General features: G+C 62.3%; 9 protein-coding genes. All 9 read left to right on the forward strand.

Annotation, left to right across the window (positions count from 1 at the left end; genetic code table 11):
• The first annotated feature begins 22 nt into the window (after positions 1–22).
• Positions 23–853, forward strand: a complete 831-nt coding sequence (locus MKZ91_RS27795; RefSeq protein ID WP_336174273.1) for an alpha/beta hydrolase — start codon at positions 23–25, stop codon at positions 851–853.
• Positions 854–1,205: 352 nt separating this feature from the next.
• The gene (locus MKZ91_RS27800; protein ID WP_336174274.1) at positions 1,206–2,255 is read left to right on the forward strand and encodes a LacI family DNA-binding transcriptional regulator; all 1,050 of its coding nucleotides are present in this window, start codon (positions 1,206–1,208) and stop codon (positions 2,253–2,255) included.
• Positions 2,256–2,317: 62 nt separating this feature from the next.
• On the forward strand, positions 2,318–3,223 hold the full coding sequence (locus MKZ91_RS27805; protein ID WP_336174275.1) for an ABC transporter permease: 906 nt from the start codon (positions 2,318–2,320) through the stop codon (positions 3,221–3,223).
• A complete protein-coding gene (locus MKZ91_RS27810) occupies positions 3,223–4,125 on the forward strand; it encodes a carbohydrate ABC transporter permease (protein ID WP_336174276.1) in 903 nt (300 codons plus the stop codon). Before MKZ91_RS27805 ends, MKZ91_RS27810 begins: the two co-directional genes overlap by 1 nt.
• A 49-nt stretch (positions 4,126–4,174) precedes the next feature.
• Positions 4,175–5,596 carry an extracellular solute-binding protein gene (locus MKZ91_RS27815; RefSeq protein ID WP_336174277.1) on the forward strand — a complete coding sequence of 474 codons (1,422 nt, stop codon included), beginning with the start codon at positions 4,175–4,177 and terminating at the stop codon, positions 5,594–5,596.
• A complete protein-coding gene (locus MKZ91_RS27820) occupies positions 5,586–6,791 on the forward strand; it encodes an ADP-ribosylglycohydrolase family protein (RefSeq protein WP_336174278.1) in 1,206 nt (401 codons plus the stop codon). The genes MKZ91_RS27815 and MKZ91_RS27820 overlap by 11 nt, the downstream gene beginning before the upstream one ends.
• 16 nt (positions 6,792–6,807) lie before the next feature.
• Complete coding sequence (locus tag MKZ91_RS27825) at positions 6,808–8,907, forward strand: ADP-ribosylglycohydrolase family protein (RefSeq protein ID WP_336174279.1); 2,100 nt, start codon at positions 6,808–6,810, stop codon at positions 8,905–8,907.
• Positions 8,908–8,937: 30 nt separating this feature from the next.
• Positions 8,938–9,987 carry an ABC transporter ATP-binding protein gene (locus tag MKZ91_RS27830; RefSeq protein WP_336174280.1) on the forward strand — a complete coding sequence of 350 codons (1,050 nt, stop codon included), beginning with the start codon at positions 8,938–8,940 and terminating at the stop codon, positions 9,985–9,987.
• Entirely contained in the window at positions 9,984–11,201 is a 1,218-nt protein-coding gene (locus MKZ91_RS27835) for a CaiB/BaiF CoA transferase family protein (RefSeq protein WP_336174281.1), read from the forward strand. The genes MKZ91_RS27830 and MKZ91_RS27835 overlap by 4 nt, the downstream gene beginning before the upstream one ends.
• Positions 11,202–11,266: the final 65 nt, after the last annotated feature.

The raw sequence follows: 11,266 nt of genomic DNA on the forward strand, positions 1-11,266 counted from the left end.
CATCAAAGGGAGGATTTCATCGATGCTGGAACACCGTGTTTCCGATTGGAACGACGCCTATGCCAATGGCGTAAACATTGCACGGGGTGATCGGTGGCCGGAGGCATGGGTTGGACCTGCCGAGGAATTCCGCAATGCGCTTTCGGCTTCAGGACGGGCGAAACTCGACGTTGCCTATGGCGAGCGAGCGAGAAACCGGATGGACCTTTTCTTCCCGGATGGCCCGGCCAAAGGCCTGGTGGTCTTCGTGCATGGCGGCTTCTGGCTGCAGCTCGACAAGAGCTTCTGGTCGCATCTGGCAGCAGGTGCCGTTGCCAACGGTTATGCGGTAGGCATGCCGTCCTACACGCTCTGCCCGGAGATCCGCATCGGGGGCATCGTCGAGGAGATCGGCGCCGCAATCGGCGAGGCTGCCAAGCTGGTCGATGGCCCGTTGATGCTGACCGGCCATTCGGCCGGCGGCCATCTCGTCAGCCGGATGATCACGGCAACCGCGCCGCTTTCGCCTGAAGTCCAGCAGCGTATCCGCAACGTCGTCTCGATCTCGGGCGTGCACGACCTGCGTCCGATCATGCTAACGGCCATGAACGAACGGCTTGCCATTGACGAGGCAGAAGCACTTGCGGAGAGCCCGGCCCTGCTGCGGCCGATGCCGAATGCCCGCGTCACCTGCTGGGCCGGTGGCGGCGAGCGCGCGGAATTCCTGCGCCAGAATGCCCTGCTTGCCAATATCTGGACCGGGCTTGGGGCGACCACAGCCACCATCGTGGAGCCGGACAGGCACCATTTCAACGTCATTGACGGCCTCGCCGATGCCGGGCACCCGCTAACGCGAACGCTGATCGCTGCCTGAGCATCACCCAAGCACGCATTGTCGCCGCTGCCTCGGGCGAGCGGCGACAAGGGCTGGCCCAGCGGAACCCCTCCAGTGCCTTTGCAGCGGCACGAAGCCCCCGGTTCCCACTCTCTGCGCCAAGTAGGAAGTCTTACTAGCCCGAAGGAGAACGGGACCGATGCCCCCGCCCTTCTCGCGCCATATCCAGAGCTCCTCGATACCCTTTTCGGCCTCCCCTTTCGCCCGGGAAGATCTGTTGTTTGCAGCAAGGGCGGAAGGGGTATTGTCAAAGTGATCGACACCGTGGTAACGTTCCCACAGATCGGTCGGCGCTGTTTTGCGGTTCTGATCGACTATCGGGAGGATAGCAGTGAACAATGTTGCGGGCCGGAGGGCGACCATCATCGATGTCGCCAAACACGCGGGTGTCTCAAAGAGCACCGTCGCGCGTGTGCTCGGAGGCTCGACCAACATCTCTGAGGAGGCGCGTGACCGCGTCCTAAAGGCGGTCACCGCCACAGGCTACGAGCCCAATCAGCTTGCGGTCGGCATGCGTTCCGGGCGCAGCGGCTTGCTTGCCATCGTCATTCCTGACGTTACCAACCCGTTTTGGGCCGAGGTGGCCCGTGGTGCCCAGGATCGCGCCGCTCGCGAGGATATTTCGCTCCTGATCTTTTCGTCCGATTGGGATGCGGACAAGGAAGCGACCCATTTGCGATCGCTTCGCCGGGCGCGCGTTGATGGCGCGATCATCAACCCCGTCGCCGACAACTTCGGCGATCTCAGTCGCTTTGGCCTTCCCTTTGTACTGATCGGTTCGAGTGCGGAGCGTTTCCCCGATACATCGAGCGTCGGCTCCGATATCGCCCAGGCAGTTCGGCTGGGCATGGACGTGCTGGCGGCGAGCGGCCATCGTCAACCCGCCTTGCTCTTGGGGCCGCGCTCACGTCTGGCGCGGGCGCGCTTTTTGCGCTCTGTGCATGAACATTGCGTCGAGCGCGATATCGATCCGGCGATCCTGCCCATGGAGGAATCCGAATACACGGTCGAGGGCGGCCACCAGGCGATGACGCGACTGCTCGAGCGCAAGGGAAGGGAGCACCTCGCCGTGTTCGCTGCCAACGACCTGATCGCGCTTGGAGCGATAATGGCGGTTCGCGAGGCGGGCCTTTCTTGCCCAAATGACGTGTCCGTCTTGGGGTTCGACGGCATTCCGGCGGGGGCCTTCTCCTGGCCGGGGCTGACAACCATCGAGAAACCCGGCCGGCAAATCGGCGTTCGAGCCGTCGACAGCCTGCTTGATGAAATCGCCGGCCGTGGCGAACACGGACGCATCTTTCTGCCATGCCGGCTCGTGCAACGCGGGTCGATTGCAGACCTGTCGGCGCAAGCGCCGGTCCGCATGGCGGCTGGAGGATAAGCATGACAACCAGTGAGGCATCGATGGAGAGCCATTCCGCGACTCGGCGTGGGAACGTTACCATGACGAATCGCTGCGCGCGCTCGGCCAGTGTGCGGCAGTGGTGGCCGTACTATGTCATGATGGCGCCCGGCCTGATCTTCTTCGTGATCTTTCACTATTTCCCAATTTGGGAAGCCAAGATCGCCTTCGAGCAGTTGCGCATCATCCCGCCGAACATCTGGGTCGGCATCAAGCACTTTCAGACGCTGTTCTCCTCGCCGATCTTCTGGCAGGTGCTGGCCAACACCCTGATCATCTCGACGATGAAAATCGTCTTCGTCTTCCCGGTCCCGATCGTGGTTGCGCTGCTGCTCAACGAGATCCGCGGCGGCGCCTTCCGCAAGTTCATTCAGTCGGCGATCTACCTGCCGCATTTCCTGTCGTGGGTGGTCATTGCCGGCGTGTTCATCGCGGTTCTGTCGCCGAGTGACGGCGCCGTCAATGACGTGCTCGGCTTCTTCGGCATGCAACCTGTCTCCTTCATGACCGATACCGGCTCGATCCGCTGGGTCCTGGTCTTCTCGGAGATCTGGCGCTCGGCTGGCTGGGACAGCCTGCTCTACCTGGCGGCGATCCTCGCCATCGACCAGGAACTCTACGACGCCGCAGAGATCGACGGCGCAAGCCGGTGGCAGAAGATCCGCTACGTCACCATCCCCGGCATCGTGCCGACGATCGCGACACTGTTCATCCTGAACGCCGGCATGTTCCTGAATGCCGACCTCAACCAGGTGATCAACTTCTCCAACGACGTCGTGCGCAGCAAGATCGATATCATCGATACCTACGTCTACCGCATCGGCCTGCAGACCGGCGAGTACTCGCTGGCGACCGCCGCCGGCCTCTTCAAGGCCGTGCTCGGCATGCTGATGATCGTCGCAGCGCACCTTCTGTCCAAGCGTCTCACTGGCAAGGGGGTATGGTGATGGCCGCCCACAACATCCGCAGGACGCCGCTCGAGCGGCTCGAATACGCGATCATCGTCTCCACGCTATTGTTTCTCGTCGTCATGACCGTCCAGCCGCTTCTGAACCTGCTCGCCATTTCGTTTTCAGATCCAGCCAAGGTGGCCGGCATGAGCGGGCTGACGGTCATTCCGAACGGCTTCTCGACAGACGTCTGGGGCCTCCTGATCAACAATCCGGCCGTTCAGCGCGGCATCGTCAATTCGATCTTCATCACGCTGGTGAGCACTGCGCTCGGCGTGATCCTGACGGCGCTCATGGCCTGGGCGCTCTCCCGTCCGGGCCTGCCGGGCCGGCGCGCCATCTTCGTCTTCGTGTTGGTGACGATCGTTTTTGAACCGGGCATCATTCCGGACTATTTCATCAACAAGCGCCTCGGTCTGCTCGACAGCTACTGGTCGCTGATCCTCTTCAAGGTCGTCAATGCCTGGTATCTGATCATTCTTGTGCGCTTCTTCGAGGAGGTGCCGAAGGAACTGATCGAGGCCTCGGAACTCGACGGCGCCAATCCCTTCCAGATCTTCTGGTACGTGGCCCTGCCGCTCGCCAAGTCGGCGCTCGCCACCATCGCGCTCTTTTATTTCGTCTTTCACTGGAACGAGTTCTTCCGGGCGATGATCTATCTTAACGACCAATCGAAATGGCCGCTGCAGGTGGTGCTGCGCCAGTTCGTGGTCGAAGGCGACAAACTCGCCATGGTCGGGGTTGCCGACAGCAACAACTACACTGGCGCCAGCCAGATCAACATCCGGGCGCTGAAGGCCGGCATGATCCTGCTCACCATCGCGCCGATCCTCGCGATCTACCCACTCATCCTGAAGTTCTTCACCAAGGGCACCATGAGCGGTGCGTTGAAGGGCTGACGATGCTGAACCGAAACAGAAAAGCCAAAGCATATTGGGAGGAACAAACATGCTTGGAAAACTGATCCTTGGCGCAACGACGGCCATGGCACTGATGGCGAGCGTGGCGATGCCCGCCTTCGCCGAACCGGTGACGATCCGCGTCGTCTCGAAAGACCTGGTGACCAGCAATCCTGACGACGTGAAGCTGATGAAGGCCTATGAGGAGGCGCTGAAGGCCAAGGGAACCGACATCCACATCCAGATCATCGACCTGCCGTCTTCGGGCTATGCCGACAAGCTGAGCGCGATGCTTTTGTCTGGCGATATACCGGATCTCATCTATTTCCAGGGCGGCGACGCCAAGATGGCCGAACAGGGCGTGCTCGAGGACTGGAACACCTGGCTCCCGAAGACGACCTACCTCAAGGACGCGCTCTTCCCGCACAATGTCGAGCGGCTGAAGAACTATCCCTACCTGCTCTATGTCTACCCGCCGCGGATCCCGCAGCCGGTGATCCGCACCGACTGGCTCGACAAGGCTGGCGTTCCCGCGCCGAAGACCACAGACGACTATGTTGCCCTGTTCAAGGCGGTCAAGGACGGCGACCTCGACGGCAATGGCAAGGCTGACACCTATGGCGTCACGACCGCCGACAATACGCAGGAACTCGACGCGATCTTCAACCAGGCCTTTGGCGTCACCGGCACCTGGATGAAGAATGATGCCGGCGAATGGATCCATGCCCGCGTCTCGGGCGCGGAGAAGGCCAAGATCGCCTTCTACGCTTCGCTGCGCGAACAGGGGCTCTACGACCCGGAATTCATCACCACCAAGTGGGACGTGAAGGAGGACAAGTTCTATTCCGGTCGCGCCGGCGTGATCTTCGGCTCGTCGGCCGAGGTCATCGATATCTATGGCGGCAAGATGCGCCAGGCTCACGCCGACACAACGCTGAGCCTGCTGTCGCCGCCAAAGGGTCCGGCTGGGCAAGGCCTGATGGCCCTCGACGTCTCCAAGGAAGCGCGCGGCCTCGCGATTGCGACCACCTCCGAGCACAAGGAAGAGGTCGTCAAGCTGCTCGATTTCATCGCCAGCCCCGAGGGTCAGGCGATCGAGCGCCTCGGCTTCGAAGGCGAGCAGTTCACCAAGGACGGCGAAACGATCAAGCCGACGGACAAGCTCGCCACCTGGTACGCCCGCTTCCTCGTTGCGGCAAACTGGCAGCCGCCGGTGCAGTGGCTGAGCGAGGCCGCGCAGCAATCGCTGAAAACGATCTCAGCCGACTTCAAGCCGGACAATGCCTTCGTCTGGCCTGCGGAATACGCCACCGACATCGATGCCACGGAAAACGTCTACCGGGCCTGGGTGTACAAGTTCGTCTCCGGCGAAGCCAAGATGGATCAGTGGGACCAGTTCGTTTCCGAATGGAACGCTGCCGGCGGCGAAAAAATGACCGAATATGCAAGGACGGTTCTCAATGACAAATGATGCAACGGGGCTCTCCCTCAAGGGACGGGTTCGTGCGCTTCTCTTTGGCGTCGCCTACGGCGACGCCATCGGGGCGCCCGTCGAAAAGCTCTCCGCAGGGGAAATCCGCGAACGCTATGGCCGGGTGACGTCGCTCGATACGGAGTGGCACCGCATGAGGCAGAGCGAAGCGGCCCGCAACGGCCGTGTCCGCGGTGGCGGCATCGTCACCGACGATACGCTGATGACACTCAGCGTCATGTCGATCTATGACGACGTGATGCGTCACCTTGATGCCTGGGACATGGCTTCCGGCATGGTGCGCGAGATCGCCTGGACGCCGCGCTGGGTACCGGAACTGCAACGCGAAACGATGCTGATCGAGCGGCTGTTCTACCCGGAAAAATGGATCTTCCAGCGCCATCAGCTCTCGGGATGCGACCCGCGCCAGGGCGGCATCGGCAATATGGTCAACTGCGGCGCGGCCATGTACATCGCGCCTGTCGGCGTGGCCAACGCCTGCGATCCGAAGGCCGCCTATGACGAAGCGATCGCCTTTGCGTCCGGCCATCAGCAGAGTTTTGGCCTCGAGGCTGCCGGCGTGCTTGCCGCTGCCGTTGCTGCCGCTTTCGTGCCGGGCACCACGCTCGACACCGTCATCGAAGAAACGCTCGCCGTTGCCAAGGACGGCACGCGCAGTGCGATTGCCGATATCGTGGCCGCCGCGCGTACACTGAAAGGCGCGGACCATCAGACGGTTGTCGCCGAATTCCACCGGATCATCGCCCGCTATTCGCCGATGGGCGACAACGTCCAGCACACGCCGCAGAAGGTAGGCATCGCCACCGACGCCTACCAGCCGTCGCGGCTTCACTCGATCGAGGAACTGCCGTTGGCGCTTGGCTTCGCCGTTGTCAACGACGGGGATTTTTACAAGACGATCGTCGACGGCATCAATTCGGGCCGCGATACGGATTCGATCGGCGTCATGGCTGGCGCGATCCTAGGCGCGATGCACGGCGAGAGCATCATTGACCGGGCGATGGCCTCTAAGCTCGACCGCGTCAACAGGCTCGATCTCTTCCGTTCCGCCGATGCCTTCACCGAAACGGTGCGCGCGATCCAGGCAGCCGATCATAAACGCGAAACGGTGCGCGCGCAGGCGCGCGCGGGGCTCTTTGCCGCCCCAGAACTCACCCAGGTTTCCAGTCTCTAGAATTCGAAAGTATCCGATGCTCAGCACCACAGAAATCTTCGAGCGCATCTATTCCGGCTTCATCGGCAAGGCGATCGGCGTACGTCTCGGCGCGCCCGTCGAACCAACGATCTGGAGCTATGAGCGCATCCGGGACACCTATGGCGAGGTGACGGAGTATCTGCGCGATTTCAAGAATTTCGCGGCGGATGACGACACCAACGGCCCGGTCTATTTCATCCGGGCGCTGCGCGACTACGGTCTCGGCGCAACCGCCGAAGAGGTCGGCAAGACCTGGCTGAACTATGCGGCCGAGGAACACGGCATGTATTGGTGGGGCGGCTTCGGCATCTCGACCGAACATACCGCCTACCGGAACCTTCGGGCCGGCATCCCGGCGCCGCAATCCGGGTCGATTGCGCAAAACGGCACCACCATTGCCGAGCAGATCGGCGGCCAGATCTTCATAGACAGCTGGGGCTGGGTGCATCCGGCCGACCCGAAGGCGGCAGCCGAAGCATCCGCGCGTGCGGCAAGCGTCGCCCATGACGGCGAGGGGTTGCATGGAGCCCGTTTCTGCGCCGCGGCGATCGCCCAGGCCTTCATCGCCAAGAGCATCGAAGACGTTATCGAGACGGGCCTGGCGACGATCCCGGCCGACAGCATCTATGCCAAGGTGTCTCGCACTGTACTCCGTTTCCACGACCGCAACCCGAGTGATTGGCGCGCCTGCCGCGACATGCTGACCGCGGAATGGGGCTATGATCGCTATCCGGGCGTCTGTCACATCATTCCGAACGCCGGCGTTCTCGTCATGGCGCTGATCTATGGCCAGGGAGACCTGCCGCGCACCGTCGAGATCGCGACCATGGCCGGCTGGGACACGGACTGCAATGCCGGCAATGCCGGTGCGATCGTCGGCACCTTGCAGAAGGTTCAGCCGGGCTGGGATAAATACCGCAAGCCGCTCAATGACTTTGTCGTGGCTTCGGGTGTCACCGGTACGATCAACGTCGTCGACGTTCCGTCCTTTGCCCGCGAGCTCACGGTGCTTGCTCTTCGCTTGCAGGGACGCGAGGCGCCGGCGCTCTGGGTGGATGATTTCGAGCGCCGTGGCGTGCGCTTTGATTTCGACGCTCCTGGCGCCACCCATGGTTTCCGCACCGAGCCGTTCAACCAGATCGCAGTCAAGGCATCGACGGAACGGCACACCGAGAGTGCCGGGGGATCGCTTGAAATCCTGCTTGACCGACTGGAGCGCGGCCAGGGTGGGCGGATCTTCTGGAAGCCCTTCTATCGCCGCTCCGACTTCGACGACGAGCGCTACCGCCCGATGTTCACGCCGCTCGCCGACGACGGACAGACGGTGAAGTTCAAGCTCTGGCTCGACCCGTGGAATGGCGACGGCAACCTGCGCGTGGCACCTTACGTCCGTCGTGCCATGAGCGGCACCATTGAGGAAACAGGCTCCTGGCACGTGCCGTCATCGAGCGGCTGGCAGGACTATGAGTTCACCATCCCCGACGGCAATGGCGAGGCGGTCGATGAGATCGGCATCCTGGTCGAATATTTCGGTCGCCTGAAGTTCCTTGGCCGGATGTTCCTTTCGGACTTCTCCGTGTCGGGCAAGGGGCGGGTCGTGATCGAACCGGCAAAGGAAGCGCAGGAATGGGGCGGCATTACGCGCTTTACCTGGAACCGCGGTCACTGGAGCCTGCAGCAGGGCCGTATCCACGCGCATACCGCCACCGACGCGGATGCCTGGACCGGCAATGCCTATCTCCGCGACGTGAGCGTCAAGGCAGAGCTTCAGCCGCTCGCCGGTGCCTCGCATCTCGTCGTGGCGCGCGCTCAAGGGACCAGCCGCTTCTATGCCGCCGGCTTCCAGAATGGCGAAGCGGTCATCCTTCTGGAAGACCATGGCACGAAGGTCCTCGCTCGCAGCCCGTTCCGCATCGAATACGGCCGGAGCTACGCGGTCGACCTCACGGTCCAAGGTGGCAGACTGACGCTTTCCGTTGATGGCGAGCAGGTGCTCAAGGCGGAGGATGCGACGTTGCACTACGGCATGGCCGGGCTGCGCATGGCCTCGGCCGGGCGCATGTCGATCGGCGGGCTCGAGGTCGCCGAGCGCTAATCGCGCGAAGCAGAAAGGAAGGGAGGAAGCATGTCCGAGATAGAGCTCAGAAGTGTCGGCAAGAGCTACGGTAGTGTCGCCGTGCTCAACAACATCTCGCTGGAGATGGGTGACGGCGAATTCGTCGTGCTCGTCGGCCCTTCGGGATGCGGCAAGTCCACGCTGTTGCGCATGATCGCCGGGCTGGAGGATATTTCAGCCGGCGACATCACCATCGGCGGCAAGGTCGTCAACGACATGCCGGCGAAGGAGCGCGACATCGCCATGGTCTTTCAGTCCTATGCGCTCTATCCGCACATGAAGGTCGCCGAGAACATGAGCTTCGCGCTGAAGCTCGCCGGCGCGCCGAAAGCCGAGATCCAGAAGCGCGTGACGGAGGCGGCAGAAATCCTCGGTCTGGAAAAGCTGCTCGACCGCCTGCCGCGCGAACTCTCCGGCGGCCAGCGCCAGCGCGTCGCCATGGGACGCGCCATCGTGCGGGATCCGCGCGCCTTCCTGTTCGACGAGCCGCTTTCCAATCTTGATGCAAAGCTGCGCGTGAAGATGCGCGGCGAGATCAAGAAGCTGCATCAGCGTCTGCGCCGGACAATGGTCTACGTCACCCACGACCAGACCGAGGCAATGACCATGGCCGACAAGATCGTGGTGATGAATGGAGGCAGGATAGAGCAGGCTGGCGCACCGCTTGATCTCTACAACGATCCCGACAATCTTTTCGTGGCCGGCTTCATTGGCTCTCCAGAGATCAACCTCATAGAAGCAATCGCTGACGGTGACACGGCATTGACCCGCGGCGGCATTTCACTGCCGCTCGGACGGCGGATCGAGCCGGGCATGCGCATCGTTTGCGGTATCCGCCCACAGCACATTGCGCTTGGGACAACGGGTGTGCCGGGTCGGATCAGCCTGGTCGAACCGACAGGGGAGGACCAGGAAATTGTCGTCGACATGGGCGGCGAGGACATCTCGGTGGTCGTTCACGGCGGCAATCTGTTGTCGGCTGGCCACGATGTGAAGCTTGAGATCGATGCCGCCAAGGTGCTGCTCTTCAGCAAGGAAACCGGGGAGCGCATCCGATGACACCTTTCGCCAGGAGGCATTTCGATCCCGCTGCCAAGGGGCCGCTTGCCGGGACACGCGTGCTCGATCTCTCCCGTCTTGTCGCCGGCAACATGCTCTCCTTGCAGTTGGCCGATGCCGGTGCCGATGTCATCAAGATCGAGCCGCCGACCGGCGATCCGCTTCGGGACTGGAAGGATGACGGCCACTCGCTCTACTGGAAGACCTATAGCCGCAACAAACGCTCCGTCGTTCTCAATCTTCGGCAAGCGGCCGCGATGCAGGCGCTTTGGGCTCTGATCGAAACGGCCGACGTCTTCATCGAAAACTTTCGGCCGGGAACGTTGGAGCGCATGGGTCTGTCGCCGGAGGCACTGCACGCCCGCAATCCCAACCTGATCATCGTCCGCATCTCCGGCTTCGGCCAGACTGGCCCATACGCCCAGTTCCCCGGCTTCGGCACGATTATCGAAGGCATGAGCGGGTTTGCCTACCGCACCGGCTTCCCTGACCGGGAGCCCGTGCTGCCGCCGCTGGCGCTGGCGGACATGATTGCCGGTGTCTATGGCAGTTCCGCCACCGTGACGGCGCTGCTTGCGCGCGATCGGGGCTTTGCTAAGGGACAGGTGATCGACCTGTCCCTGCTGGAGCCGATGTTCTCGGTGCTCGGCCCTGAGGCTGCGATTTATCAGACGACCGGCAAGATCAAGGAGCGTGTGGGCAGCGCCTCCAACACCGCCGCGCCGCGCAATGTCTACCGCTGCCGCGACGGCAAATACGTGGCACTCTCCGGCTCGACGCCGCAGGTCGCAAGGCGGATTTTCGAGATCATCGGCCGTGCCGACATGAACAATGATCCGCGTTTTGCGACCAATTCCGAGCGCGTGAAAAATCGTGACTTGGTCGATGAGGCCGTCGGCGGGTGGTTCGCAAGGCACGATCATGACGATGCCCTGCAAATCATGCGCGATGCCGGCGCGACCGTCGGACCGATCTACAACATCGCCGATGCTGCTACGGACCCGCATTTCGCCGAACGTGAGGTGATCGTCGACGTTGAGGATCCTGAGTTCGGCAGCCTGCCCATGCACAACATCGTGCCCCGGCTTTCCGCAACACCGGGCGTCTGGCGCAGACCGGCCCCCTCGCTTGGCGAGCATACGGAAGAAATTCTGGCCGAGGTCGGGTTTAGCGCAGAGACCATCGAAGCGATCGTACGGGGAGAGGCTGCGTAATGCGGAAGTCAAGCAGCATTGGTGAGGGGATTGAAGGTTTGGCGGCGCTGGATCATGGTCCAGAG

This window comes from Ensifer sp. MJa1, from assembly GCF_037026475.1.
In the GTDB taxonomy this organism is placed as follows: domain Bacteria; phylum Pseudomonadota; class Alphaproteobacteria; order Rhizobiales; family Rhizobiaceae; genus Ensifer.

Coding starts and splice junctions, on each gene's coding strand:
- MKZ91_RS27830 (WP_336174280.1), top strand. CDS start 8,938: ATGTCCGAGATAGAGCTCAGAAGTGTCGGCAAGAGCTACGGTAGTGTC.
- MKZ91_RS27810 (WP_336174276.1), top strand. CDS start 3,223: ATGGCCGCCCACAACATCCGCAGGACGCCGCTCGAGCGGCTCGAATAC.
- MKZ91_RS27835 (WP_336174281.1), top strand. CDS start 9,984: ATGACACCTTTCGCCAGGAGGCATTTCGATCCCGCTGCCAAGGGGCCG.
- MKZ91_RS27820 (WP_336174278.1), top strand. CDS start 5,586: ATGACAAATGATGCAACGGGGCTCTCCCTCAAGGGACGGGTTCGTGCG.
- MKZ91_RS27825 (WP_336174279.1), top strand. CDS start 6,808: ATGCTCAGCACCACAGAAATCTTCGAGCGCATCTATTCCGGCTTCATC.
- MKZ91_RS27795 (WP_336174273.1), top strand. CDS start 23: ATGCTGGAACACCGTGTTTCCGATTGGAACGACGCCTATGCCAATGGC.
- MKZ91_RS27805 (WP_336174275.1), top strand. CDS start 2,318: ATGACGAATCGCTGCGCGCGCTCGGCCAGTGTGCGGCAGTGGTGGCCG.
- MKZ91_RS27815 (WP_336174277.1), top strand. CDS start 4,175: ATGCTTGGAAAACTGATCCTTGGCGCAACGACGGCCATGGCACTGATG.